Genomic DNA, 24430 nt, shown 5'->3' with positions numbered 1-24430 from the left:
GCGGCCGGACCGGTTGGGTTTATTGATCTCTTTTCCTCTTACTTTGCTTGCAGTCTGTAAGGTGAAAAGATTCTTTTAAAAACGTATAGATGTTTGATTGTCTGCCTGGTACTGAGTAATGGACAATACTAAATGGATGTTTGAATATTCTGTTAAAAAATCTGTAATCAGTTATAATAGAAGGCATAATAGAGATCTGAATTTTTCATCCTTTAACAGAAAAAGGTGAGAATCATGGATAACGAAAAAGAGAAGCGACAGGCGGACGGATGGGCAGTAGAAGCGACGGGGTTAGTAAAAATTTACGGAAAAGAACGTGCAGTAGATGGTGTGGATTTAGCGATCCCTAAAGGAACGGTTTACGGTTTTTTAGGGCCGAATGGTGCAGGGAAAACGACGACGATCCGCATGCTGGCGACGCTCGTTCAGCCGGATGGTGGAAATGCTTATATCTTTGGGCATGATTTGAAGACGGAAAGCGCCGCGATCAAAAGCCGTATCAGCTTGACTGGCCAATATGCTTCCATAGATGAAGATTTGACCGGTATTGAAAACTTGGTGCTGATTTCCAGGTTGATGGGATATACGACCAAAGAAGCGAAAAAGAGGGCCATGGATTTACTGACAGCATTTGGCCTGGAAAACGCGGCAAAACGGCAAGTGAAAAATTATTCAGGCGGCATGAGGCGGCGTATTGATATTGCCGCAAGTATTGTTGTGACGCCGGACCTGTTGTTTTTGGATGAACCGACGACTGGACTGGACCCGAGAAGCCGAAACCAAGTGTGGGATATTATCCGCGCGCTTGTGCAAACAGGGACAACAGTATTGCTGACGACTCAAAATTTGGAAGAAGCGGATCAGCTGGCAGATCGAATTGCAGTTATCCATCGAGGGAAGATCATTGCGGAAGGCACGAGCAGTGAACTGAAGGCATCCGTCGGAACCGGCACTTTGAATGTTCAGCTGCTCCAAGCTGCAGACGAAAAACGGGCCACAGCCATTCTGGAAAAGAAACTAGGCGTGAAGGTTCACGTGGCTTCTGATGCAGTGTCACTCAGTGCAACAGCGCAAGATTCGTCTCTTGTCGCTGAAGCACTCGGGGAGCTCGCCAAAGAGCAAATTGCTATCTGTGATTTTTCGCTTGGCCGGCCAAGCCTCGATGAAGTGTTTCTGACATTGACCGGACAGTCCGCCAACGATCAACCGAACGTGGAGGAGGGGAACTCATGAGTGTGCAATTAGAACAAGGCCACCCGGCTCACGAAGAAGACGTCCATCCATTGAGCGCAATCGCTTCCGGCAGGAGGCCAGATCCGCCAAATGCCTTTGCTTCGACCATGGCGTTTGCGCAACGGGCGCTATTGCGAATCAAGCACGTCCCTGAACAGATGTTTGATGTTACGGTGTTTCCAATCATCTTTTTGCTGATGTTTACGTATTTATTCGGTGGTGCCATTGCAGGATCAACGGGTGAGTACCTGCAATTTTTGCTGCCAGGGATACTCGTTATGACCGTTTCACAAATTACGATGTACACAGGCATCGATTTGAATAATGATATTCGAAAAGGCATATTTGATCGCTTTCGCACATTGCCGATCTGGCTGCCCTCAGCGTTGGTTGGCGCATTGCTGGTGGACGTTATCCGCTATTCGTTGGCTTGCGCTATTATGATCGGGTTGGGGCTGGTGCTCGGTTTTCGGCCGGAAGGCGGTGTAATCGGCGTTATCGGTGCCGTCCTTGTCATCTTATTGTTTTCCTTCAGCTTTTCCTGGATTTGGACAGCTGCCGGCATCGTGATGCGCTCTGAAAAATCGTTGATGATGGTGAGCTTTTTGGTGGTTTTTCCGTTAACCTTTGTCAGCAATGTATTCGTCGACCCGGCAACTTTGCCTTCTTGGCTGCAGGGCTTTGTGAACATTAATCCCATTTCAATCCTTGCGACAGCTGTCCGTGGTTTGATGCATGGCAACGGCACATGGGAGCAAATCGGATGGGTCGTTGCTGTTTCTGCGATTTTGGTGCTTGTCTTTGCGCCTCTGACGATGTATCTGTATCGGAAAAAAGAGTAACTCACAAGGTGTAGTCTATCAAACAACAGGATGTAAAAATGATTTTCCAGCTCACATAGGGAACCCCCGACGAGGACACTTTCAAGAGTGGTCTCATCCGGGGGTTTGTTTTGATGAATTTTTAAAAAGGCTGATGGCAATCTTCTCTTGTTCGGAATTGCTCCTGAAAATGAGGACCGCAGAAACATCACTGCCAATAACTTCGGTAATCATGAATATAGGTTTCGATTTTAATAGGCTTTTTACCGGTCAATTTTTGATAATCGGTACTTACACCTTTTGCCAATCCCAATTTTGTAGGGAAGTGGATGCCGATGACGACGTTGATGAATGCTTTGTCTTTTCCTCGGCCTAACATAAATTGCTTAAAGTCTTTTGCGGATGGATTGGTGTAGGATATGGGTTGCCCCAAAATGCTGGTCATCTTATCCGCTACTTGAGAAAAGTCCAACGCTTCTCCACCTGTGATCGTATAGGCCATATTCTCATGGAGCTGCGGTTCTTGGAAGGTTAAAGAAGCCACCTCCGCTAAATCGCGCACATCGACAAAGCTGGTTTTGCCGTTGCCGGCTGGAACAAAGATGCGCTGCCGTTCTTTGATTTCCTCGCATAAAAAATCGTTCAAGTTCTGCATGAAATAGCCCGCACGGATAAACGTATAAGGGATGCTCAGTTTTTTAATCAGCTTCTCGTTTTTATAATGGTGGATAAAAGGCAAGAACTGGACGTCTTTTATTGATAGGTAGGCGATATGCCGGACGGCACTCTTTTTCGCTTCTTCTAAAAAAGCCTCGAATTGTAGGTTTGCTCCTGGAGGGTACATAAGAAAAAGTTGGTTGATCTCTTGCAAGGCTGCCACAAAAGTCGATTTGTCCGCGAAATCCAATTGGACAAACTCATATTCATTGCCGAAGCGTTTAATAGCCTTCTCCACATTGCGGACTGCGCACTTGAATGGAATGTCTTTGCTCTTTAAACTTTGAGCCACTTCATAGCCTGAATTGCCGGTAAAACCGGTCACCAACACAGTCATTGGATTACCCCTTTCTATCAAAAAAGTTAATTACTTTGAGCCGTCAGCAGGAGGAAACAAACTAGCTTTTCGTCGATGAACTGCTTATTTTTTTCAGTATACCACGCAGAAATGGGCACTTAGCTGATTGGAATATTCACTTGTGTTGGATAGGAAAAGGCTATGAATTCAAATTGTAGAAATCTAAGTACATAGGAGAAGAAAACTAATCTTTGAACTTGTTGACAAAGTATACGAAAAAAGAATAGTATTTAATGAATTTAATCCAATAAAGTAGGATGAGTATGAACAATAATAGCTGAAACTCTTGCAGCGGTGTCGTCGATTCAAGAAAATATAAATCGAATGGAGAAACCATAAATGATTAGATTTGAAAATGACTATGCAGAAGGTGCACATCCCCTAATTTTAAAACGGTTGATGGAAACAAACGAAGTGCAAACGCCAGGCTATGGCATGGATGCCTATTGTGAATCGGCTAAAACCCTCATAAAAGATGCCTGCAATGCCCCGACAGCAGATGTCCATTTTCTAGTAGGGGGTACGCAAACCAATACAACGATTATCGCTTCGATTTTGCGCCCCCATCAAGGAGTCATTTCAGCACATTCGGGCCATATTGCGGTTCATGAGACAGGCGCAATCGAATCAACAGGACATAAAATACTTCCATTGCCAAGCGATGATGGAAAAATCTATGCCGAGCAAATAAGGGATGTCTATGACGAACACTGGAACGATGCTTCCCATGAACACGTGGTCCAACCGGCATTAGTATACATCTCTAATCCAACCGAGTTAGGGACAACTTACAGCAAGTCGGAGTTGGAATCGCTGCGGAAAGTTTGCCTGGAATGTGATCTGGCATTGATGATCGATGGGGCAAGATTGGGGTATGGGCTAGCCGCTGAGGGGAATGACTTATCATTAGCTGACATAGCGAGGCTGTGCGATGTGTTTTATATCGGCGGCACAAAAATTGGGGCATTGTTTGGAGAAGCGGTAGTGATAACGAACTCAGCTCTCAAGAAAGATTTCCGATACTTGATCAAACAAAGAGGCGGACTCTTAGCGAAAGGCCGGATACTGGGCATACAATTTGAGACCTTGTTTACAGATGGTTTGTATCTTGAGCTGTCTGAGCATGCAGTCCATGCGGCAATGATCATAAGAAACGCTTTTGAAAGCAATGGCTTTGAATTCAAATACAATTCGAAAACAAATCAGCAGTTTCCCATACTGAATAATGAACATATAGAACTTTTAAGCAAGAAGTATTCATTCCATAAATGGGAAAAAGTAAATGAAACGGAAAGCGTCGTCAGATTCTGCACGAGCTGGTCGACGAAAGAGGTTCATGTCCGTGCATTAGTGGAAGATATCAATTCGTTGAAACTGAAAGTGTAATTGGATAAATAGGTTTATTAGACGGAAATTATTGGTCGGAAAACCAAAATATACATGATCACGCATTGAAAAGAGGAGTCATGTGAAATAACACATGACTCCTCTTTGAGTGGTCTTATAAGATTTCAATTCTGCTTTGCATATTCATAATAATCCTGTGCGTGCACAATTTCAAAGCCGACGGACTCATACAAACGCAGGGCATTGGCATTCTTCGTTTCCACTTCCAAATGGACGGAATGACCGCGATCATTTTGTTGTTTGACAACACGGCGCAACACTTTGCGGCCAAATCCTTTGCCTTGGTGTTGCGGAAAAATTGAAAATCCATAAATCCACGCTTGGCCGTCTTCTCTTTTCACACGAATTTTGCCGATGGTTTCATCAGCGACATCGATCATCAACATATCGGTGTCTTCATCTCCGTTGATCCGGCTTTCCGTTGCAACAGCATCTTCCATCGGGACATTGAACACTTCGACATCAAGCCGCACGCGCATTTCTAAATCTTCTTTAGTCGCTTCTCGCAAGGTGAAATCATCCTTCGATTCACCGAGCGATTGTGGCTGCCATTGCATTTGGTGTTCTGAAAAAGCATAAGCCGCTCCTTGTTTCTGCAAAAATTCTTTAGCTTCCAGTGAACGGGCCGGAGCGTTCAAAAGAATCTTCTTAAAGCCAGCTCGTCTGACTGTCGTCATGGCCTCTTCAAATAGCCGGGTAAAATGGCCATTTCGCCGTTCACGCGGTTTTACCATGCCTGTAACTTCAACCGTTGAGCCGAACGGATACAAGCCCAAAAACGCAATCAATTCATCGCTTTCGTAATGCAGAAAATCAAGCCCTTCGGTATACCGGTTCCGAAGCATATCCCAGTTTAATTTCATTTCCAATCCGTCATGAGCTTCCACTTCTTTTTGCAATTGTTCAATATCGGAAAATTGTTTTGCCGTTAGCATATAGATCTCCTTAGAAAAATATTTTACGATTATATTTCGTAATGAGAATTAGGGTTCAGGAGGGACATTCTCCCGTTCTTTTCAAGTAACTTACATTTTAATCATAATCATCTGAACATTTTTCCACAATCTTTTTAATTCTACGACAACAAATCAAAGTTCTGAATCGGAAATTAGTTTGAAAGTTTTGAATTTATTGGTGATAGGGTATTTTATTGAATGGTGGTAATTATAGGGAATTTAGTAACGTGAAAAGAAACCAATTAATGGAGGGAAACGATGCCGACATGCCAAAACTGCAAAAACCAATGGAGTTGGGCTCAAACGATTAAAAGGATGCCTTTTCTCAATACGGCAATGGTCTGCCCTTATTGCGAAGTAAAGCAATACCCTACGAATCCATCAAAAATAAGATGGGGCTTAGCAGGTTTTCTGACCCCTACAGTTATGCTCGTTGCATTTTTGTTTGATCTGCCGCCGCTTTTCTCATTAGGAATTTTGGCGCTGACGTTTTTCTCGCTACTAGCCATTTATCCGGTTCTCATAGATTTTACAAACGAGGAAGAGCACCTTTGGTAATTCTTATTTTTATAGAAATTTAATTTGAAAACAAAAAGCAATAAAAACAGCACAGGCAATAGATCTAATGCCTGTGCTGAATTTATCTTAAAGCCAAATCTTACATAGATCGTTTATTTAATCGCGACATTATGCCGGACCTGGTCCTGGTTAGTCCACACAATGGTTGTGCCAGGGGCGACCGTGATGGTTTCTTCGACAAATTCATAATCAGTAATGTCAATTGAAACTTCATCCATTTGTTCAGCGCCTTCTTCTACCACGACAGTCATTTTCATCACAGGATGAGGCTCGCAAAAGATTGAAAACTCTCCTGCTTCATTAAACACAAAGCTCGTTGTTTCACCATTTGCTAATAGGGCTGAGGCAGCGCCGCTCATAGCTTCAGGGGCTTCAGCTGTGTCTTCTTCAGAATCGTCTTCTGCAGATTTCTCTTCCTTCGTATCTTCTTCAACCGTTTCTTTTTCGGCTTCTGGAGCGGCTTCCTCTGCAGGAGCGCTTGCTTGTTCTTCAACTTCTGCTTCAGCCTCGTTATTGGCTGCCGGCTGTTCTTCTTCTCCACAAGCCGCCAGCGCCAGAATTCCTGCTGCAAGGACTAACCCGAATTTTTTGTTGATCATTTTTTTCTCCTCCTAGTAAGTTGCTCTTTTTTATAGAACGCAAGAAAAGGGGAATTAGATTACATTCAAAATGAAGATTATTTCTAAAATAAGATTTATGTATGAAATCTTGACAGAAGGTCAGCAACGATTAAACGTTTGTTGTAAAGTATATACATAATAATCCTGCGCATGAATAAATTAAAAACCGGCGGATACATACAAACGCACATCATTGGCATTTTTCGTTTCCACTTCTAAATGGACCAAAAATCCGCGATTAGTAAAACTATAAATTAATCAAAACAGCACAGGCAGCTAATACACTCGCTTGTGCTGTTTCTATGGACTAAAGATTATTTAATCGAGACATTATGCTCAAGCTGTTCTTTATTGGTCCACACTATGGTTGTGCCCGGGGCAACGGTGATTGTATTTTCACTGAATGCATAATTGGCAATGTCTATTGCCAATCTACCGGATTGGTCCGCGCCTTCTTCTACAACGACAGTCATTTTCATTATGGGATGCGGCTCGCAAAAGATCGAAAACTCACCTTCTTCTTTGAACAAAAAGCTGGTCTTTTCACCATTTGATAGTAAGTCAGAGGAAGCGCCACTTGTTGCTTCAGGGGCTTCAGGGGTATCTCCTCCACACGCTGCCAGCGACAGAATTCCTGCAGCCAGCATTAACCCGAACTTTTTGCTGCTCATGTTTTCTCCTCCTTTAGATATGCTTTATTCATTAAGGTATGTGGCAATGATGTTTCACTTCATCTGCTGAAGTAAACGGAAGTTGCAGAGAACAGTAAAAGGACGATTATTTTAAAGAATTTGAATTGGTATAATTAAAATGAAGCCATGGAGGTTGAAATGAAACTGCTGTTTTGAAAGTAGGCGTATTCCCGATGTTTTCGTTATTGATGCTGGTTTCTGGTACGCCATTCTATTTGAAAGTGGTCTTTATATCAGCTATGCTATTCTTCCTGCTTCCATTTGGCAATCATTTTTTCTCGAAAGAACGAATGTCCAGAAAAGTATTTTCTGCCGTAACAGGCGCTGTCGTTTTACATTGCTATTCACTTTGGTTCAAGCGGTAATCTTTAAAGAGATATCCAATCCTCCAAGTTTTTTCGATTTTGGACTTTCTATTATTGTTATCACATTCTAAGCCCTTTTAGGTTTTTTCATTTGTGAAATCCCTGTTTCTGTTTTATCTGACTGGATCTCCGGTCACTTCTCTAAGCTCTTAGTTGCCGTAGGCTTGGTGCATCTTGCATTCGGGATGCTGTTAACCAACGAGTTATCAGTAATTCCTGTTATTTGTACTGCAAGCTTTTGGATGATAGACGAGATTTTACAAAGAAAGCATTTTAGGACAGTCCTGCATAAGAAAGGAATATATTAAAGAGAGGCATATTAACGGAAAGTTAAAGCATATAGAGAACTTAATTTGGAACTTGTGATGCACGTTTTAAGAAGAAAGCCGACGCAAACGGAATATAAATGAGGGATATAGATGCTGAAAAACGAGAAAGACATTATAGAGTCCATCCAAAAAGATGAGTGGATGATGAGTCTGCTAAAAGCTTTAAGGGCGGAGGATCTTCGGGATGGGTGGATTTGTGCAGGGTTTGTGCGCTCAAAAATATGGGATACTTTGCATGGATTTAACGAAAGAACCCCTCTGCCAGATATCGATGTGATTTACTTTGATGATAAAAATATCTGCGAAAAAGAAGAGAAGAAAATAGAAAACAATCTTACAAGCATGCTTTCTGACATTCCTTGGTCTGTGAAAAACGAGGCTAGAATGCATTTTCGAAATAGTGTAGAACCTTATACCTCCTCCCGTGATGCGGTTGCGAAATTTCCAGAGACTGCTACTGCATTAGGGGTGAAATTGGACAGCCGTAACAATGTAATATTATTGGCCCCACATGGAGTTGAGGATGTGCTCAACTTAACTGTAAAGCCAACACCGTATTTTGGAGCGGACAAAGAACGTCTGGCAATTTATAAAGAACGAGTGCGAAACAAGAACTGGCATCTTACTTGGAATCAGTTAAAAATATTTCGAGTCGAAAGCTAAGTGGATAAAACTTTCGAAACGGGTAAGCAAGTAAAAAAGGATTGAGTACCGATAAACGGCGCTCAATCCTTTTTTGTTTTATTTTTCATTAACACACGGAATCATTTGATTTTGGAACCGACAGCCCAAACAATGGCCGGAGGTATAAAGCAACGAACGTTCCTGCAAGTGCAAGGATGCCCCAGATGTATCCGTGAAGGCTGAATGAAGCGATGCCGCCGAAGTAGGCGCCGATGTTGCAGCCGAATGCGAGGCGTGCGCCGTAGCCCATCATCAAACCACCGATGACTGAAGCTGCGAAATTGCCTGCAGTAACTTTAGTGAACTTGAACAGACCGCCTGCAGCCGATGCAAGAAATGCGCCGATGATAACGCCAAGGTTCAAGACAGTAGTGGAGTCAGTGAAAATGGACGCTTGCAGCGATGCGGCGTTGGCTCCTTGCCAATAGCCCCAGCTTGCAACGTCAACACCAAACGCGCCTGCGATTTTAGAACCCCATAAAGCGAATGCGGACGTGATTCCCCAAGGCGTACCGCGCGTCATGAGCGTCAAAGCATTGAGTACCGCCAAGACTATAGCAGCGGCAAACAGCGGCCAAGATCCTCGGAAAATCCGTTTCCAACCTTTTTCTGAAGGGAGCGGAGCCATTTTAGGCGCTTTTTTCTTTTTCTCGATGACAAGCGTGATCCAAGCGATCAATCCGAAAAATGCGATGGATACGAGCCATGCACCGCCGTAGCCAAGTCCAGTGGATGTGGCGAGTGAAACAGGAGCGAATGCAGGCATTTCTTCCGTCCAGAATGGCAAATGATAAGCGCCGATTGTTGCGCCGACAATGAAGAAAATCAGCGTCACGAACATGACCGTACGACCGCCGCCCAATGCGTAAAGTGTGCCGGATGCACAGCCGCCGCCGAGCTGCATGCCGATGCCGAATATGAAAGCGCCGACGACCAGGCTGACACCAACCGGTGAAACGTATCCGGCTAACGGACTGCCGAAGAAAGTTGTGCCATAAGCAAGAATCGGTGCAAACAGTGTTACTGCTATCGCCAGCATCAGCATATGTGCGCGCATCGACTGTCCGTTGCCGACAGAAGCCATACGGCGGAATGCGGACGTAAAGCCGAAGCGGGCATGGAATAAAGTATAGCCAAGCAACAATCCGATGCCCAATAGCATCGGCTGGGAGACATGCTGCGTTGCCAGTAAGTAAACAAACAACAGAATTGCGGCGATTACTCCACCGGCAATCAATGCTTTTTGTGGTGGGTTCAATGCAAGGCTCTCTCTTGCAACCGGACCCTTAGCTTCATCAACGGGTTGAACAGTAGTAGTAGTCAATTATAAAACACCCTTTTCCTATTAATTTAGTCGGAATAATTTCTTATGTTAATGTTTCCAAGTTTTGAAGTCAACTTGTTTAGCTTGTGAAGAGTTTTAGTTACTTAATTGTCCTCCATTTATGGATCCATTTTCAAAAATTTGCTTTGACCAACAAAAGTACAAATTCAAATGATCGAAAATATCCCTAGATTTCAAAACATGAACTAAACCTTGGGATAAATAAGTAGGCGTGAAAATGGTTCTGAAACTCTTTTCCCAGCAAAGGTGGCGGCAAAATAGAGTCAGGGGGTGATTTAGCTCCTTGAGCTGGAAAATTGACTGTAACTTCTTATTCTACTATAGTCGGTCGGAACAGATTAAAAGTCTGTTTAATGCATACCAATAAATAAATGAAGTGGCAAGCAGGCAATAAAAGCTCAAAACGTATATAAAAAAGGAAAGCTGGTGGAAACATGAACAAGAACAATACAAAAAAATTATTTTCAACAATCCAAGTAGGGAATGCCACTTTAGAAAACCGTGTGGGCTTGGCGCCAATGACGCGTACCAGTGCTACAGCACAAGGGCTGGCCACCGAAGAGATGGCGCAGTATTACGCTAATTTTGCAAGAGGCGGTTTCGGACTGGTGATGACCGAAGGAACATATACCGATGAAGAATATAGCCAAGGCTACATAAATCAGCCCGGAATAGCGACAACAGAACAAATGGATTCGTGGAAAAAAGTAGTGTCAGCTGTGCATAATGAAGGTGCGAAGATTGTGATGCAATTAATGCATGCTGGTGCACTTTCTCAAGGAAACCGATTCAACAACAATACAAAAGGGCCTTCTTCGGTCAAGCCGAAAGGAGAGCAATTGGCGTTTTACGGCGGCCAAGGTGATTTCCAAACGCCTGAAGAATTGACGAAGGAAGATATTGGCCACGTCATTCAAACATTCGCTGCATCTGCCAAAAAAGCAAAAGAAGCTGGATTTGACGGTGTTGAAATCCATGGCGCAAACGGGTATGTATTGGACCAATTTTTAACGGAGTATACAAATCTCCGCACGGATGAATACGGAGGTTCCGTAGAAAATCGGATCCGTCTGGCAGTAGAAGTCATCAATGCCGTACGCGGTGAAGTTGGCATAGATTTTCCGGTAGGCATCCGGATTTCGCAAGCCAAAGTGAACGATGCAAATCATAAATGGGCAGGCGGAGAAGCGGAAGCTGAAGTGATTTTCAATGCCCTTCACCAAGCAGGCGTTGACTTTATCCATATTGCGGAACCTCAAGCAGCGGCTCCGGCTTTTGCAGAAGCGGGACCTACATTGGTGAAGCTGGCAAAAGAGCACGGAAAGACGATTGTCATTGCCAACGGCGCACTTGGAGACCCGGCATCGGCAGAGTCGCTACTGAAAGAAGAAGCTGACATTGTGACAATCGGAAAAGCTGCACTGGCAAATCAGGATTGGGCAAATCGCGCTGTTTCAGAACAGCAATTGGACGATTTTGATTTTCAAAAATACTTATTGCCAAAAGCGACATTAAAGGATTTTGAATACAAAACATTAAAAGTATGAAATAGAAATTCGAATTTTTAACGTAAAAGGGAGTGGCTCATTATGAGCTACTCCCTTTTTTATTCGGAATTCAGTTGGATCTTAATCTTTTCTTAATATTTATAATCCAACAATTGTTTCATGATGCGATGGTAAAATAAAAAGTTGGCTAAGCGTTCAGCCGAGAAGCGCATTGTGCAGCAGTCACCAAAACCGCTATTCAATTCCTCCGCGCACTCTGGCGTGATCAGCAACTGAAAGATTATTCAAACAGATGCAGCTATCTGCTTTTAAGAAAAGGTTTAGGAGTGCTAGTATGGATGAAAGGGTTTTCAGGGGAAAGCAAAAGTTCCTTGGTTTAAATAAAAAACCGGAAACTGCGGAAAGCCTAATGATTGAAAAGTTACCCAAATGATTGTTTTAAGCATTCTTCATTTGAAATTCAAAAGGCAGAGGTGCAACGATGAGATTAAGCGGCAAAGAAGTAGAAGCAAAGTTAATGGCTACAGACTATATTGATTCAGAACTAATAGACTTAAATTTCGACAATAGCAAGCATTTGGTAACAATGAGATACCGAGGTTTAGATGAAAACCAAGTCGACGTAAGAGACTACACCGTATTGTTTAAAGAATGTTTTTCAGCAACATTCAATACATGGCTGGAAGGGATGGAAGTAAATGTTCCCCAGTCGCCACATGAGTCATCTTTCTTTTTTTACAACATTTCGATTAGAGGCATCGAGGTTAATGGCGTGCCACTTTATAGGTGCACGTTGGTTATTCCAATGATGGATTGCCTCATCACATGTAAATCGATTGCAATAGTCAGAGATTGATTTTGCAGAACAACTTTATTCATTTAACTGAAAAATTTTAAACTGCATTAATAAGTGTAATGACATCGCGTATAAGATTGTAAGAAACGCTTTTAGGCGAAGCCTCATCATTTCTGTAAAAAGAAAAGAAACTTGATAATCTCAAGTTTCTTTTCGATAAGTATGAACTAACTTCTTCAATTATCCTCTGATATTACAGCGAAGATAAAATGGTCTTCCCATGAACCATTAATCATTACGCCTTTTTGTTCAATACCTTCTTTATGGAAGCCCGCTTTTTCTAAAACTCGCATTGAACCCGTATTGCTTGGCATTACCCCGGCTTCAACACGGTGCAGCTTCAATTCGATGAACGCGAATTCTACTGCTAGTGAAACAGCTTCTGTGGTGTAGCCTTTGCCATTGAATCGGCTATCCAATGAATAGCCGATCATACATCTCTGAAGGGGCCCTCGGATAACTCGAGATAAGGAGATTTCACCAATTAACTCGTGGGTTTGCTTAGAAAATATCCCGAAAGCATAATTTTTGTCTGCATCTCTTTGCGTGGCGGATTCGCTAATGAAATTCTGTATGCCTTCGAGTGTGTATGATTCCTCTTGAAAAATCGGTGAATACTTTTGGAAAAATTCACGGTTTCTCACATGCAGATCGAGTAAGGACTGTGCGTCTTGTTCTTCGAAAAAGCGAATATATATTTTGTTTCCCATAAGTTCCATAGTGTTCTACTCCTCTTTGAAATTAATTTTTTAAATCCATATTTCGATTGCCGACATGAATATTTTACCTGCGTCGTTTAAATCAGGAAAGAAGGTGAATCATGGAGAAGTTTTTCGTAATCGAAAATATCTCTTCTGAACCGTTCTGGAATGAGCTATTGGAGAAAGCTCTTGAACTTGCCGATCATTTTTCAGTCGTTTATCCGGATGGTGAGTACGATGATGAAAATCCTTTAATGACAGGGCAATTAGAAGTCTATCTTCTGCCGAACTTGCAAAGCGAGCCTTGGCGTTCTATGGAGAATGCAAACATCTATAGCGGCGAATTAACCAAGTTTTCCAAAGCATTTATTGAAAAGTATATGCTTGAAACGCCAGATAAAACAACAGATATGTTATGGAACTTCAGTTTGTATAAAAATAATGCTGAGATATTAAAGGTGCAGGATTTTGATGTTTGTCTTATAGCTGCAGAAACGGATTTGACAGCTTGCTTCAGCAATAAATATGCCAATTGGCCAAAAAGTATTTAATATAGGAGGGACAAAAATGAATCTGAAAATTACAAAGTTATTGAAAATAACTCATCCAATCATCCAAGCTCCGATGGCAGGAGGTGTGACGACTACTCAATTGGTAGTCGAAGTTTCCAATTCAGGCGCGCTCGGCATGATTGGAGCTGGCTACTTGGAGCCTAGTCAAGCCCGGGAACAGATTAGAGAAATTAAAAAGCAGACACAGAAAGCGTTTGGCATCAATTTATTCGTGCCTGAAAAGTTTGATGTGGTAGAAGAGGAAATTGAATTTGCAATCGATGTTCTTAGCCCTATAAGGCAGCAAATGAAGCTTGTTCAAAAAGAGAGATTTGATTTTCCATCGGAACGTGATTTGCAAGAAACATTCGATCAACATCTCCAGGTAGTCATTGAAGAGCAAGTGCCCGTTTGTTCTTTTACTTTTGGGATTCCATCGAAAGAAATCATCGCTGAATTAAAAAAACACGAGATTTTCCTAATCGGCACCGCAACAACCGTTGAGGAAGCTATTGAAAATGATAAAGCCGGCATGGATGCGGTGGTGGTACAAGGAAGTGAAGCCGGTGGGCATCGTGGCAGCTTCATGGATGGAAATCAGGAAAAGCTCGTCGGCTTGATGTCCTTGGTTCCGCAAGTTGTTGACAAGGTGAGCATCCCGGTTATTGCAGCTGGCGGAATAATGGATGCACGTGGCTTGATGGCGTCAATGTGTTTAGGAGCGGCAGGGGTTCAAATGGGGACGGCATTTTTGACTTGCAAAGAAAGTGGAGCGAATGACATCCATAAAGCAGCAATTCTCAACGCTGCAGGAGAAGAGACCATAATGACCCGCTCTTTTTCGGGAAAATGGGCCAGAGGAATTGAAAACCACTTTACCACGGAAATGAAAGAGCATGAACAATTCTTGCCGAATTTTCCGATCCAAAATGTTTTAACGCAAGATATACGAAAGGCTTCCGCAAGCCAAATGACGCAGGAGTATATGTCGCTATGGTCAGGGCAAAGCCCAGAATTAGCTAAAAATCAGACTGCCAGAGAATTGGTCGAAACAATTATGGGAGAAGTTGAAAGAACTAAAATGGATTTGTAGTTAGGAGCTTTCATGCATTAAGTGCAGCGCAATGCTGAAATCTGCTAGACCTTCACTATTTTTTAAGGAGGACTCTTATGAAAAACAACAGTTTAAGAGCCATATGGATCCTTCCAAATGTCTTTTGCTATCTCCTGTCTTTTGCGCTTTTAGTATTTATTATGGTTAATTCTCAAGGCTTGCGTGAATTACACCGGTTAGAAATATGGGTTTTTGTGTTGCTTAGCCTATTGCTTTTAAGCCTTTTTGGAACTTTTCAAATTCAGAGCTGGATAAAGAAAGGCAAAATGTAGATATTGAATAAATGCTTAGGCAGACTTTACAGTTTGGCGATGCTGGAGCGGTAAGCGGAGGTTGGCTAATGACAAAAATGGACATAGCGCAGGAAGATTTCGAGTCGGTAGAAGAGTTAAATATGTTCAGCGACTTTCAAAATGCCGTTAAATGGTATATCGGACCAGCTGAAGACGGGGACAATGACAAAACTCGCGAAGTCTTAATTGATTTTGTTCGTGCGCAAGATTCGTTTCCTGTCTTTCTTATAATGGAACCCTTTGGCGATGTTTCATCGGAACTTATAAAATTGCTTGATAACAATGGTATTGCCCACTCCGTCCGAATGGAGGGCTTGAAAAATAAAACGATCTCAGTTTTGAAGATCATGCTAAAAGATGCGCATTCTTTAAAACTAGTAGTTGATGAAACATTTTGGATCGCTAATTCCAATAATTTTTATGCGCTGTCCTTCTCGGATAATTGCACGTATAAATTGGCAACGAGGAAAACGATATGGGGACGAGAGAAACCTTTTGTGCACCCTTTCTTTGAAATAAAAGAAGCTTCTACGGTTATAAGCATTTGGTACGATGGGGATGGATTTAATCTTTATACGAATGAGTTCCGATATAAAACATGGGAAAGCTTGATAAGCCATTTGCCGAAAGGCACATTAGTAGAAGAAGCTGACAACTAAGAGCCACAGTAAGATGTTACCCTGTTCTATCCGTGACTCTATTGATTCCCTACCTAATCCATAAATTTTATGCAGTATTACTCTTTACGAAAAGGAAGTGAGCAAACGTGAATAGATTGCTTTGTGTACTAGTTATACTCATGCTTTTTTTGGCAGGTTGTGGAAATATTGCCGGCACCGTAATCGAAAAGAAAGAAGCAAGTTTCATCGTGGAGACATCTTCAAGTGGCTCAGAATCGGAAACCCAGGAAATATTCCTGATTGATATTACAGATTTCAGTGGAGCTGTGAGTTCTTTTGATGAATTGGAAGTGGGACAGCAAGTCCGAGTAGTGCCCGCGGATCTTTCCTCAGATTTCCCTTATATTCTTGCATCTGAAGTGGATGTGAAATAAAGAAATGACAGGTGCTCATAAGAAAATGCAGTAAAGAATAATAAACAAGCAAGGAGGAACTATTTTGGATAGTATTATTTTTGATTTGGATGGAACGATTTGGGATCCCCTTGATACCGTTCTGGGTGCGTGGAATAGCGTGTTGAAAAGTGAAGAAATGAATGAGTTATCGAGGGAAGAATTGGCTGCCACGATGGGGATGCAGCTCGATGAAGTTGGGAAGAGCTTATTTCCTTCTTTAAGCAAGACACGCCGTGAGCAGTTAATACATAAATGTTGGTCATTGGAAATTGCCTTTTTAGAAAAACACGGTGGAGCACTCTACGAAAATGCAGAAAAGGTGTTGGAAGAGCTTTCGCAAAAATACAAATTGTACATCGTGAGCAATTGCCAAGATGGCTATATAGAAGTTTTCTACAAATATCACAGACTCGATAAGTATTTTTTGGATTATGAAAATCCAGGGAGAACCTCACTGTCAAAAGGCGAAAACATCAACTTGGTCATCGAACGCAACGGTTTGTCGCAGCCGGTTTATGTGGGTGACACAGAAGGTGATTTAATAGCAGCCAAGTTTGCGGGCATTCCTTTTATCTATGCGGAGTATGGATTTGGGCAAGCAAGTGAATACGACAAAGCTGTGGGGAGCTTCGAAGACCTGTTGAAAGTTTTTTAAAAGAAGGAATGACTAAGCAAAAAAGAGATTAGCTCATACGAAAAATGCATTTGTTGAAATATACGTAAACTGCGTAGACAAAGGGAGTGAAACCTTTTTGTCGAAAATGATTTAAACGAAATGGAGGAAGATGAATGATGAATATAAAGCTGCGGAAAATGGATGAAGCAGAATTCGATCGGTACTTAGCTTATTTAATACCCGATTACGCCAATGACTTATCCGCAAATTTTATGATCTCTATAGAAAAAGCGAATGCCGAATCTGAAAAGCTAATGGGAGAACTATTGCCTGATAAACAAGAAACGAGTGGGCAGCATCTATACCATATATATTCAATCAAAGAAGATAAGGATGTTGGAGTGATTTGGTACAATATCCAAACTGACAGCAATAAAGCTTATATTTATCATATGTTGATCAAAGAAGAATTTAGGCATCAAGGATTTGCTACCGAAGTTTTGCAAGAATTAGAAGAAAGTATGAGAAAATCTGGCATCACCTCTTTGGGATTGAATGTTTTTAGCACCAATCCGAATGCCCGAAAACTTTATGAAAAGCTTGGCTATCTGGCACAATCAACAGCGATGGGAAAAAGAATATAGATTGATGAAATAGCGTGAAAATAGGATGGTTATTCTTTGGAGTTTTTCGGATGGAAGGGATTTTAAGGCATTGTGCCTTGCTAAATCCGATTGCCCTATTATAAAACCATCTTTAATTTAGGAGGATAAGATGAATTACATACAAGACATGCGCCAGCTGATTGGTTCCAATATTTTGATGACTGTTGGATGTGGCATCATCCTTGAACGAGACGGCGAGATTTTACTTCAACATCGTAAAGACAATGATGTATGGGGAATTCCAGGAGGGGTCATGGAACCGGGAGAAACTTTTACGGAAGCAGCTATCCGAGAAACTTGGGAAGAAACAGGATTAACTGCAACGAACTTGAATTTGTTTGGACTATACTCTGGTCTCGCAGGATTTGCAGAGTATCAAAATGGAGACAAGATTTTTAGTGTTCAAGTTATTTTTCACACCACAGAATTTTCGGGAGAATTGATTCACGAAGCCCTGGAAAGCCACGAGCATCGATTTTTTTCACGCAGCAATTTGCCGCGTTTAAATTCCCCTCAAGAGAGATTTATTTTAGATTGGGTGAAGGGAACACTGTTGCCTGTTGTTAAATAGGGATGTTTCCAATTCATTTTCAGGATTTAGAATTTACCTATTATTAGTGAGGAGTTCAATGAAACATGCGTAAGGCAACGAAAGTATTCATTTTAAGTATTGGTTTATTGTTTATCTTTTTCTCATTTCAAGATGATAACTTTAAAGAATATTTTTATGAAAAAGAAATGGAAAGAACATATGAGATCAAAGAATTAAATGAGATGCACAAAGGCATTCCGACCAAACAGACCTTTGCTGGTAAGACGATTGAAACTACGCATGAATTTTTAGATGGCCCTGCTTTCTCAGGGAAATACGATAATACCATTCGACTCGGCAATATCAAAATTACAGTTGATGGAGAAGAAATTGCAGCACTCGAATCTTTTCCGATTGAAGTGATAAACTCCGAATTAAAAACAGAAAGCTTAAATCAATATGGCTCGTTCGTTTCGTATTGGCATATTATAAATAAGAAAACAGAAAAAGCATCTTTTGCAATTGTTCTCCAATCAACAAGAGAAATCGTCAAACCGAATATGGATGGTTATATTCCGATTGAAGATCAGGATTATCAAATCATAACGGTAGATGAAAGCGGTACAGTCGAGACAGAAGCGTTTGCATTTAAAGACCGTTCCAAGCTGCAAACACAATTATTACCCTCGATGGACGCTTGGGGTGTGGGGCATTACGTCGATATAGCCAGCTCTTTCCCTATTTTGTTTTTCTTTCCTATTATCACGTTTTTTATCGGAATTTTAATTGTTTTGGGTATTCTCGTCCTTTTGTTTTTCCGTTATAAAAAAATCTCATTCAACTTTCAACGATTTGCTGTTAACAAGAATACTATTTTGATTGCCAGCATTGCTTTTTCGGCTTTAGCCATTCTAATTTTTGTGAAAGGCTTTTTTACAGCATATGGCCAGCTTGTAGCAGGAATTTCAGAAGTCATTTCCATTGTATTAATGGCAATCTATTTAAAACTGCGCTTCTCGTTTAGGTGGTTTACTGCATTTTTGATTTTTATCGGCTTGCTGATCATTAGCCAAATTATCCTTGCAGTTCTTATGTTTATTTTTTATTATATTCTTCCGCAATACACGGAGAATCCTAATTTCTTCAATTAAATACATCAAAAAAAGAGCCTTTATGCGAAGGCTCTTTTTTTAGTTAAATAGTGCTAGTAAATAATGTCATATTTAAAAGACAAATAACGGTATAATTAAGGAAGTTCTAAATGGCGGAAATTTCAGTTTTTATTTAAATTATAAAAAAGGAGGATTTAGATGAATGGCAAAGAGTTGCTAATCAATTTCAAAAATGATTTGAACAACTATACTTCTGAGCAACTTCGGCATATACCGGAAAAAGGCGTCTGGTCGCTAGGACAGATGTATGACCACGTTATTGTGGTCGCGCAGGAGTATCTCGATTACATGGAATCGTGTGCAGCTTTAAATGAGGAGCGGGCACACGGCAAAACCCGTTTTGGTGAGCAGTTAATGAGAGAAGGAGGATTTCCGCCTATTAAAATCAGGCTGCCGGATGAAATGAATGCCCCGCCAAATAATTCGGATAGCAAAGAAGTGCTGAAGGACAGGTTGGAAGAGGTCATTCAAAGACTAACCCATTGGGAGTCGAAAGTGGATGCGGTCAACCCGAATTATAAAGTGAAGCATGGAGGATTCGGCTGGTTGAATGCAAGGGAATGGTACGACTTGGTCGAAATGCATTCACGCCATCATCTGCGTCAACAGCGTGAGTTGGAGAACCTTATTTTAAAAGAGGCTGGGCAGTAAAGAATAATGGCAGGTTTTTTGTGTTTAAAAGATTTAGTTAGCTCGATTTTAATGTTTGAAGAAATTTATAAAGATTCTAGTGATGCGTTTAAGTGATAATCCAATTCAAGAAGGAGGTTTTTTGAAATGAAATACCAATGTCTGGGCTTTTTTGATAAAGAGAAAATGGACGCTCTACCAAAAGAGGAAATTGAGGCGATTATGCTGGAATGCCAACCTTATCTCGAAGAATTATACAAAAGCGGCCATATGCTGATGGATCTTGGGGTTGCTCAAGAAGTGAAAAGCTTGAAACGGATTGATGGGAAGGTAGAAATCGATGCGGACCCGAAAGCCGAGCCTGCGAGAGTTTTGGGCAGCGTGTTTGTCATCGAGGCACAAGATATGGATGAAGCGATCCAAGTGGCTTCGCAACATCCAACCGTACAGGTCAGCAGTGGGGAACAACTTGGCTGGGAACTGGAAATTCGGCCTGTCCACACCTTCGAAATGAAATCTTAGAGAACTTGAAGTGTTTTTTATTCCCTAATGTTCGTTTTCCAGTAGCTTGGCATAACGCCCCAGTGTCATATTGCGCCTAATCTTCTTTTGACATCGTATTATAGCCCAATCTGAGCATCGCGCCTTTTCCTTGCAGCAAGTAAATGCTGAGAATCACGAATAGGATGATCACACCTGGCGGGACAATCATTTCCATGGCATGATCTAACACATCGTTTCGATTGGTTCTGGCTTTTTCACGCGTGTATTCGCCTTGGTTATTATACTCATCTGGTTCGGGAAAGTTTCACGTTAATCTGAATTGGCTTGAAACAATTAAGCAAGGAGGGAAATGGCATGTCGAAAGTGTGTGTGGGAATGGTTGTTTCGCTTGATGGTTTTATTAGCGACCGGAATGGAGACTTGGGCAAGCTTTATGCAAGTTTTAAACCGAACGAAGAAATTAATGCGATGATGGCGCAAACAGGGGCAGTTGTGATGGGGCGCAACACCTTTGCGATGAGCAAGGATCCGGATGCATACGCAGATAATTACGAGTTTCAGGTTCCATTGTTTGTGCTGACGCATCACCCTCCGGCCAAGCACCCGAAGGAAAATGATAACTTAACGGTTACATTCGTTACCGATGGCGTTGAAAGTGCTGTTCAGCAAGCAAAAGCCGCTGCGAAAGACAAAAATGTAGTGGTGCTTGGAGCGGACGTAAGCCAGCAGCTATTGAAAGCGAACTTGGTAGATGAATTGCAGATTGCGATCGCGCCCATACTGCTCGGTAGGGGGATTCGCTTGTTCGAGCATTTGGAGGAACTTGAAATTAAATTGGAAAAACTGCGGACGATCGAGACCAATGAGCAAGTCGAAATCTGGTATAAGGTTGTTTAGCCTACTTTTTTAAACGGAACCCCGAACGAGGACACTGATAAAGTGTTCCTTATTCGGGGTTCCCTTTGGTAATGATTTTTCGGAAACATGTCTGAGCATGTTAAAAAATTCTCTGTCAATACCAAAAGCGTTCGTCTTACCGATCCCCACATAATGTATATTAAATATAATGCTAATCTCAAAATTCTGTAGATAGCTTAAAGCGATAGGAGCAATTTGGATGTTCGAAACCATAACATGGCGTATTATGATCGATGCGAAGACCAAAGAAAAAGCACAAAAAATTGCAGCGAAATTATCAAACGAATTAGGAGAAATCAGGATTATTTCTTTGGAACGGTATTGGAAGGACAAGTCAAATTTTGAGTTGACATGCTCGACACCATTGCACGTAGAACGGCCCGAAGACGCAGTGTTTCAAATGCTCCAAATTGCCGGCCATTTAGGCAATGAACTTTATGTAATGGGCCCGAGAACATATGAGGGAAACCAAGTGGAATTTGAAGGTGTTTGTGCGGCTCCGAAAACAATCGGAATCAGTTGGTTCAATTTTGAAATCGATAATTTCAGCTAAATGGTTTCAAGCTTATTTATTAGCCTGCAGTAAATCCAATTAGGGAGGGATATGTATATGTCTGACTCTGAAAAAGAAGTGAAGTTAACAGGGGGAAATGTCTCTGGCGTTTACCTGTTGGGCAAAACCGTGCGGCGGGAACTAAAATCGGAAAGCCCCAAAATTCATAAATTACTAAAGCATTTGGAAAACAAGGGCTTTCACCATGCACCAAAGTTTTTAGGCATTGATGACAAAGGAAGAGAAATCCTATCGTTTATAGAAGGCGAAGTAGGGAACTATCCTGTGAAAGAATATATGTGGGGGGATGATGCTTTAAAGGATATTGCAAAAATGCTGCGGCTATATCATGATGCAATGAGCGATTTTGCATTTGACGACAGCTGGCTGCCGTTGGACAATACACCTTCGCAATATGAGGTCATTTGCCACAACGATTTTGCCATTTATAATATTTTATTCAACGATAAAAGGCCAGTCGGCATAATCGATTTTGATGTGGCTGGACCCGGCCCCAGGCTTTGGGACATAGCTTACACGCTTTATACGTGTGTTCCGTTAAGCAGGTATAATCTTCTTCAGACAGACGGGGAGCCGGTTTATTATGATGCATCCACAGATGCTGACCGCATAAAACGCAGAGTTGTCCTGTTTTTTGAAGCTTACGGCGAGGAAATAGGAGGAGATTACCTCGAAATGGTGCTGCTGCGATTAGAAGGGTTATGCAAAACAATCACGAGAAAAGCCAGCGAAGGTGATGCGGCTTTTCAGAAGATGGTAACAGAAGGGCATGTAGAACATTATAAAAGCGAAATCGAATTTATTCGCAGGCATGGAAAAGAGTGGACTTGAAAAGGCATTTTAATGAAGGAGAGGCAATAGAAAAAATCATGCTGATTTAGAAATCGGCATAATTTTTTCTATTTTTATTCATAAAGATCTTTATATCGCTTCATAAATTTGCGGTCGATGTGCTGTTTGATCTGCCAAGGGATCTTCCCGTGGAAGGAGTGCTTGCCGTAAGTTAGGAAAGCTTCGCCATCTCCAGTCGAGAGGATGGAAATGAAATGTTTCTGAGGTTTGAACGGAATCAGTTTATCGCCGGATAAGCTGTTTTTTAGGTTTTTCCAAAGGACAGGGCCTTGCCGCACAGCATAGACGCCGTTTTTGGTGAGCTTCGGGTAGCGGTCAATCGAGATACAATCCCCACCACCAAAAATTTCAGGGTGCCCGACACTTTGCAGTGCTTTGTTGACGAGCAGATATTCGCCTGCATCCGTCGGCAAACCGCTATTCCTGAACACATTATCACTTTCAGGTCCCGTCAGCCATAAAACATCCGATTGTGGATAAGAAAGCCCGGTACTGGTCAAGATATTCTGGGTGTCAATCGCATCAACCAATATGCCAGTAAAAAAAGGCAAAGCTTTTTGCTTTGCGATGGTTTCGATTTTTATCGAGACAGAAGCGCTTTCTTCAGACAGCAGATTGGTCGAACTGAACAATACAGCATTGGCACGAAATGCATGCCGTTTTCGCCAGGCTTGGATGGAAAATGCCAGTTCCACTCCAGCTGCTCCGCCACCGACAATGACAGGATGGGCGGAATTCCGCAGCCGCAGCAATTGATCCGGGAACCGGAAATTGGGTTTAATCGAAGATACCTGGTCTTTCAACACCTCCGGAATAGCGGTGCGCGAGCCGATATCAAACGACACCAGATCATAGCGATAAACGGCGCATCCTTCACCCTTCATCGTTTTCGCTTGTGCATCGACAGCGACTATAGCGTCTTCGATAAATGTGCAGCCGATCTTCTCGCAAAGTCTGGCGAGATCGATTCGAATATCGTCAAGGCTATAAACGCCTTCCGTATATCCTGAAAACATCCCCGAATAATATTGAAAGCGCGAAGCGGAGATTAGCACGACGCGCAAGTTTTCCGGAGGCTCGATTTTCATCTGCTCCAAGCAATGCAAATGTGCATGTCCACCGCCCACTAATAATAGGGTCTTCATTAACTTTTACTCCTTCTATTTCAGAATCCGCTTCGCTTCAGCCATGCGCTGGAAAATGGTGATCAATTGCACCACAATAAAAATTAACGTTATGGCGGTCAGGTATGTTGAAAATACGATCATCAGGGTAAAGAGTATAAAGCCTTCTGTCCGTTCAGCCAGGCCGGCTTGATAATAAAAAGACTTCATGCCTTCTTTTTCGGACAAAGCCCCGACCGTCAAAAACACCGTCATGCCGACGATGATGGAAACACTGAGCAGCAATAATGCCCACATAGAATCCGGAAAGCGGAACGCCAATCCCAAAATGACGCTGATTTCAACGATGCGGTCAAAGCTGATATCCAGCAAAGTGCCCCAGGAAGAAGGTTTGGTTTTCCGTGCCATGGTACCGTCCACGACATCCAAATAGCCGGAAAGCCATAGCACTAATACGGCGATGAGCGGTTGGTCCAAATAGATGAAGAGGCCAGAGGATACGCCAATGGCAAATGCGATTTTGGTTATCCCATCGGCAGAGAAACCCATTTTCAGTAGAAAGTCAGCTGTTTTTCCTACGGTAGGTTGAACATGTTTTCGTGCATGTGTATCGAGCATGGAGATCACCTTTTCATTATC

Annotated in this window: 29 protein-coding genes; 21 read left to right on the top strand and 8 right to left on the bottom strand. The window is 42.1% G+C overall.

What is annotated here, in order from left to right:
* Nucleotides 1-234: 234 nt before the first annotated feature.
* Together AC4EHB_RS03975 and AC4EHB_RS03970 are read left to right on the top strand one after the other, a co-directional pair.
* Nucleotides 235-1233 (top strand): ATP-binding cassette domain-containing protein, encoded by a 999-nt coding sequence (locus AC4EHB_RS03975; RefSeq protein WP_490980734.1) that lies wholly within the window; start codon nt 235-237, stop codon nt 1231-1233.
* Nucleotides 1230-2075: an ABC transporter permease gene (locus AC4EHB_RS03970; protein ID WP_490980733.1), complete on the top strand. Its 846-nt coding sequence runs from the start codon at nt 1230-1232 to the stop codon at nt 2073-2075. The genes AC4EHB_RS03975 and AC4EHB_RS03970 overlap by 4 nt, the downstream gene beginning before the upstream one ends.
* A gap of 187 nt (nt 2076-2262) precedes the next feature.
* On the opposite strand, the gene AC4EHB_RS03965 is transcribed toward AC4EHB_RS03970, so the two are convergent.
* Nucleotides 2263-3108: an SDR family oxidoreductase gene (locus tag AC4EHB_RS03965; protein ID WP_490980732.1), complete on the bottom strand. Its 846-nt coding sequence runs from the start codon at nt 3106-3108 to the stop codon at nt 2263-2265.
* Nucleotides 3109-3468: 360 nt separating this feature from the next.
* Here AC4EHB_RS03965 and AC4EHB_RS03960 point away from each other — a divergent pair, with 360 nt between their 5' ends.
* Complete coding sequence (locus tag AC4EHB_RS03960) at nt 3469-4515, top strand: threonine aldolase family protein (protein ID WP_490980731.1); 1047 nt, start codon at nt 3469-3471, stop codon at nt 4513-4515.
* A 125-nt stretch (nt 4516-4640) separates the two neighbouring features.
* On the opposite strand, the gene AC4EHB_RS03955 is transcribed toward AC4EHB_RS03960, so the two are convergent.
* Nucleotides 4641-5471 (bottom strand): GNAT family N-acetyltransferase, encoded by an 831-nt coding sequence (locus AC4EHB_RS03955; RefSeq protein WP_490980730.1) that lies wholly within the window; start codon nt 5469-5471, stop codon nt 4641-4643.
* 279 nt (nt 5472-5750) lie between these two features.
* Here AC4EHB_RS03955 and AC4EHB_RS03950 point away from each other — a divergent pair, with 279 nt between their 5' ends.
* Nucleotides 5751-6050, top strand: a complete 300-nt coding sequence (locus AC4EHB_RS03950) for a TIGR04104 family putative zinc finger protein (RefSeq protein WP_490980729.1) — start codon at nt 5751-5753, stop codon at nt 6048-6050.
* Between the two features lie 113 nt (nt 6051-6163).
* On the opposite strand, the gene AC4EHB_RS03945 is transcribed toward AC4EHB_RS03950, so the two are convergent.
* Entirely contained in the window at nt 6164-6670 is a 507-nt protein-coding gene (locus AC4EHB_RS03945; protein ID WP_490980728.1) for a plastocyanin/azurin family copper-binding protein, read from the bottom strand.
* 335 nt (nt 6671-7005) lie between these two features.
* Complete coding sequence (locus tag AC4EHB_RS03940) at nt 7006-7362, bottom strand: plastocyanin/azurin family copper-binding protein (RefSeq protein ID WP_490980727.1); 357 nt, start codon at nt 7360-7362, stop codon at nt 7006-7008.
* Between the two features lie 805 nt (nt 7363-8167).
* On the opposite strand from AC4EHB_RS03940, the gene AC4EHB_RS03935 reads away from it, so the two are divergent.
* Nucleotides 8168-8740 (top strand): nucleotidyltransferase family protein, encoded by a 573-nt coding sequence (locus AC4EHB_RS03935; RefSeq protein ID WP_490980726.1) that lies wholly within the window; start codon nt 8168-8170, stop codon nt 8738-8740.
* Between the two features lie 88 nt (nt 8741-8828).
* Here the strand turns inward: AC4EHB_RS03935 and AC4EHB_RS03930 are convergent, their stop codons facing one another.
* Nucleotides 8829-10085, bottom strand: coding sequence for a YeeE/YedE family protein (locus AC4EHB_RS03930; protein WP_490980725.1), 1257 nt, complete (start codon nt 10083-10085; stop codon nt 8829-8831).
* Nucleotides 10086-10540: 455 nt separating this feature from the next.
* On the opposite strand from AC4EHB_RS03930, the gene AC4EHB_RS03925 reads away from it, so the two are divergent.
* The gene (locus AC4EHB_RS03925) at nt 10541-11653 is read left to right on the top strand and encodes an NADH:flavin oxidoreductase (RefSeq protein WP_490980724.1); all 1113 of its coding nucleotides are present in this window, start codon (nt 10541-10543) and stop codon (nt 11651-11653) included.
* A 442-nt stretch (nt 11654-12095) separates the two neighbouring features.
* The gene (locus tag AC4EHB_RS03920; protein ID WP_490974288.1) at nt 12096-12470 is read left to right on the top strand and encodes a hypothetical protein; all 375 of its coding nucleotides are present in this window, start codon (nt 12096-12098) and stop codon (nt 12468-12470) included.
* A 176-nt stretch (nt 12471-12646) separates the two neighbouring features.
* Here AC4EHB_RS03920 and AC4EHB_RS03915 read toward each other — a convergent pair whose 3' ends face one another.
* Nucleotides 12647-13189, bottom strand: a complete 543-nt coding sequence (locus tag AC4EHB_RS03915; RefSeq protein ID WP_490980723.1) for a GNAT family N-acetyltransferase — start codon at nt 13187-13189, stop codon at nt 12647-12649.
* A gap of 101 nt (nt 13190-13290) precedes the next feature.
* Here AC4EHB_RS03915 and AC4EHB_RS03910 point away from each other — a divergent pair, with 101 nt between their 5' ends.
* The 14 genes from AC4EHB_RS03910 (at nt 13291) to AC4EHB_RS03845 (ending at nt 22646) form a co-directional block, all read left to right on the top strand.
* Nucleotides 13291-13722: a hypothetical protein gene (locus tag AC4EHB_RS03910; protein ID WP_490980722.1), complete on the top strand. Its 432-nt coding sequence runs from the start codon at nt 13291-13293 to the stop codon at nt 13720-13722.
* Between the two features lie 16 nt (nt 13723-13738).
* Nucleotides 13739-14815, top strand: a complete 1077-nt coding sequence (locus AC4EHB_RS03905; protein WP_490980721.1) for an NAD(P)H-dependent flavin oxidoreductase — start codon at nt 13739-13741, stop codon at nt 14813-14815.
* Between the two features lie 77 nt (nt 14816-14892).
* The gene (locus AC4EHB_RS03900) at nt 14893-15108 is read left to right on the top strand and encodes a hypothetical protein (protein WP_490980720.1); all 216 of its coding nucleotides are present in this window, start codon (nt 14893-14895) and stop codon (nt 15106-15108) included.
* 68 nt (nt 15109-15176) lie between these two features.
* Nucleotides 15177-15788: a hypothetical protein gene (locus AC4EHB_RS03895; RefSeq protein WP_490980719.1), complete on the top strand. Its 612-nt coding sequence runs from the start codon at nt 15177-15179 to the stop codon at nt 15786-15788.
* A gap of 107 nt (nt 15789-15895) precedes the next feature.
* Complete coding sequence (locus AC4EHB_RS03890; protein WP_490980718.1) at nt 15896-16183, top strand: hypothetical protein; 288 nt, start codon at nt 15896-15898, stop codon at nt 16181-16183.
* Between the two features lie 64 nt (nt 16184-16247).
* A complete protein-coding gene (locus AC4EHB_RS03885) occupies nt 16248-16859 on the top strand; it encodes an HAD family hydrolase (RefSeq protein ID WP_490980717.1) in 612 nt (203 codons plus the stop codon).
* A gap of 134 nt (nt 16860-16993) precedes the next feature.
* Entirely contained in the window at nt 16994-17464 is a 471-nt protein-coding gene (locus AC4EHB_RS03880) for a GNAT family N-acetyltransferase (RefSeq protein WP_490980716.1), read from the top strand.
* A 130-nt stretch (nt 17465-17594) separates the two neighbouring features.
* Complete coding sequence (locus AC4EHB_RS03875) at nt 17595-18056, top strand: NUDIX hydrolase (protein ID WP_490980715.1); 462 nt, start codon at nt 17595-17597, stop codon at nt 18054-18056.
* Between the two features lie 65 nt (nt 18057-18121).
* Entirely contained in the window at nt 18122-19168 is a 1047-nt protein-coding gene (locus AC4EHB_RS03870) for a hypothetical protein (protein WP_490980714.1), read from the top strand.
* 159 nt (nt 19169-19327) lie between these two features.
* The gene (locus tag AC4EHB_RS03865) at nt 19328-19840 is read left to right on the top strand and encodes a DinB family protein (protein WP_490980713.1); all 513 of its coding nucleotides are present in this window, start codon (nt 19328-19330) and stop codon (nt 19838-19840) included.
* Between the two features lie 126 nt (nt 19841-19966).
* Nucleotides 19967-20341 (top strand): YciI family protein, encoded by a 375-nt coding sequence (locus AC4EHB_RS03860; protein WP_490974276.1) that lies wholly within the window; start codon nt 19967-19969, stop codon nt 20339-20341.
* A gap of 336 nt (nt 20342-20677) precedes the next feature.
* Nucleotides 20678-21220, top strand: a complete 543-nt coding sequence (locus tag AC4EHB_RS03855; RefSeq protein WP_490974275.1) for a dihydrofolate reductase family protein — start codon at nt 20678-20680, stop codon at nt 21218-21220.
* Between the two features lie 220 nt (nt 21221-21440).
* A complete protein-coding gene (locus AC4EHB_RS03850; RefSeq protein WP_490974274.1) occupies nt 21441-21794 on the top strand; it encodes a hypothetical protein in 354 nt (117 codons plus the stop codon).
* Nucleotides 21795-21851: 57 nt separating this feature from the next.
* Nucleotides 21852-22646: a phosphotransferase gene (locus AC4EHB_RS03845; RefSeq protein WP_490980712.1), complete on the top strand. Its 795-nt coding sequence runs from the start codon at nt 21852-21854 to the stop codon at nt 22644-22646.
* Between the two features lie 74 nt (nt 22647-22720).
* Here the strand turns inward: AC4EHB_RS03845 and AC4EHB_RS03840 are convergent, their stop codons facing one another.
* Entirely contained in the window at nt 22721-23812 is a 1092-nt protein-coding gene (locus AC4EHB_RS03840; RefSeq protein WP_490980711.1) for an FAD-dependent oxidoreductase, read from the bottom strand.
* 15 nt (nt 23813-23827) lie between these two features.
* Nucleotides 23828-24409: a CDP-alcohol phosphatidyltransferase family protein gene (locus AC4EHB_RS03835; RefSeq protein WP_490974271.1), complete on the bottom strand. Its 582-nt coding sequence runs from the start codon at nt 24407-24409 to the stop codon at nt 23828-23830.
* Between the last annotated feature and the right edge of the window lie 21 nt (nt 24410-24430).

It is taken from the genome of Planococcus sp. TJ-302, assembly GCF_058268455.1.
This window is presented reverse-complemented; position numbering and strand designations above follow the sequence as displayed.

What these genes read in the sequence shown, in the direction of transcription:
- AC4EHB_RS03975 (WP_490980734.1), top strand. Translation starts at nt 235, where the DNA reads ATGGATAACGAAAAAGAGAAGCGACAGGCGGACGGATGGGCAGTAGAA.
- AC4EHB_RS03970 (WP_490980733.1), top strand. Translation starts at nt 1,230, where the DNA reads ATGAGTGTGCAATTAGAACAAGGCCACCCGGCTCACGAAGAAGACGTC.
- AC4EHB_RS03965 (WP_490980732.1), bottom strand. Translation starts at nt 3,108, where the DNA reads ATGACTGTGTTGGTGACCGGTTTTACCGGCAATTCAGGCTATGAAGTG.
- AC4EHB_RS03960 (WP_490980731.1), top strand. Translation starts at nt 3,469, where the DNA reads ATGATTAGATTTGAAAATGACTATGCAGAAGGTGCACATCCCCTAATT.
- AC4EHB_RS03955 (WP_490980730.1), bottom strand. Translation starts at nt 5,471, where the DNA reads ATGCTAACGGCAAAACAATTTTCCGATATTGAACAATTGCAAAAAGAA.
- AC4EHB_RS03950 (WP_490980729.1), top strand. Translation starts at nt 5,751, where the DNA reads ATGCCGACATGCCAAAACTGCAAAAACCAATGGAGTTGGGCTCAAACG.
- AC4EHB_RS03945 (WP_490980728.1), bottom strand. Translation starts at nt 6,670, where the DNA reads ATGATCAACAAAAAATTCGGGTTAGTCCTTGCAGCAGGAATTCTGGCG.
- AC4EHB_RS03940 (WP_490980727.1), bottom strand. Translation starts at nt 7,362, where the DNA reads ATGAGCAGCAAAAAGTTCGGGTTAATGCTGGCTGCAGGAATTCTGTCG.
- AC4EHB_RS03935 (WP_490980726.1), top strand. Translation starts at nt 8,168, where the DNA reads ATGCTGAAAAACGAGAAAGACATTATAGAGTCCATCCAAAAAGATGAG.
- AC4EHB_RS03925 (WP_490980724.1), top strand. Translation starts at nt 10,541, where the DNA reads ATGAACAAGAACAATACAAAAAAATTATTTTCAACAATCCAAGTAGGG.
- AC4EHB_RS03920 (WP_490974288.1), top strand. Translation starts at nt 12,096, where the DNA reads ATGAGATTAAGCGGCAAAGAAGTAGAAGCAAAGTTAATGGCTACAGAC.
- AC4EHB_RS03915 (WP_490980723.1), bottom strand. Translation starts at nt 13,189, where the DNA reads ATGGAACTTATGGGAAACAAAATATATATTCGCTTTTTCGAAGAACAA.
- AC4EHB_RS03910 (WP_490980722.1), top strand. Translation starts at nt 13,291, where the DNA reads ATGGAGAAGTTTTTCGTAATCGAAAATATCTCTTCTGAACCGTTCTGG.
- AC4EHB_RS03905 (WP_490980721.1), top strand. Translation starts at nt 13,739, where the DNA reads ATGAATCTGAAAATTACAAAGTTATTGAAAATAACTCATCCAATCATC.
- AC4EHB_RS03900 (WP_490980720.1), top strand. Translation starts at nt 14,893, where the DNA reads ATGAAAAACAACAGTTTAAGAGCCATATGGATCCTTCCAAATGTCTTT.
- AC4EHB_RS03895 (WP_490980719.1), top strand. Translation starts at nt 15,177, where the DNA reads ATGACAAAAATGGACATAGCGCAGGAAGATTTCGAGTCGGTAGAAGAG.
- AC4EHB_RS03880 (WP_490980716.1), top strand. Translation starts at nt 16,994, where the DNA reads ATGATGAATATAAAGCTGCGGAAAATGGATGAAGCAGAATTCGATCGG.
- AC4EHB_RS03875 (WP_490980715.1), top strand. Translation starts at nt 17,595, where the DNA reads ATGAATTACATACAAGACATGCGCCAGCTGATTGGTTCCAATATTTTG.
- AC4EHB_RS03870 (WP_490980714.1), top strand. Translation starts at nt 18,122, where the DNA reads ATGCGTAAGGCAACGAAAGTATTCATTTTAAGTATTGGTTTATTGTTT.
- AC4EHB_RS03865 (WP_490980713.1), top strand. Translation starts at nt 19,328, where the DNA reads ATGAATGGCAAAGAGTTGCTAATCAATTTCAAAAATGATTTGAACAAC.
- AC4EHB_RS03860 (WP_490974276.1), top strand. Translation starts at nt 19,967, where the DNA reads ATGAAATACCAATGTCTGGGCTTTTTTGATAAAGAGAAAATGGACGCT.
- AC4EHB_RS03855 (WP_490974275.1), top strand. Translation starts at nt 20,678, where the DNA reads ATGTCGAAAGTGTGTGTGGGAATGGTTGTTTCGCTTGATGGTTTTATT.
- AC4EHB_RS03850 (WP_490974274.1), top strand. Translation starts at nt 21,441, where the DNA reads ATGTTCGAAACCATAACATGGCGTATTATGATCGATGCGAAGACCAAA.
- AC4EHB_RS03845 (WP_490980712.1), top strand. Translation starts at nt 21,852, where the DNA reads ATGTCTGACTCTGAAAAAGAAGTGAAGTTAACAGGGGGAAATGTCTCT.
- AC4EHB_RS03840 (WP_490980711.1), bottom strand. Translation starts at nt 23,812, where the DNA reads ATGAAGACCCTATTATTAGTGGGCGGTGGACATGCACATTTGCATTGC.
- AC4EHB_RS03835 (WP_490974271.1), bottom strand. Translation starts at nt 24,409, where the DNA reads ATGCTCGATACACATGCACGAAAACATGTTCAACCTACCGTAGGAAAA.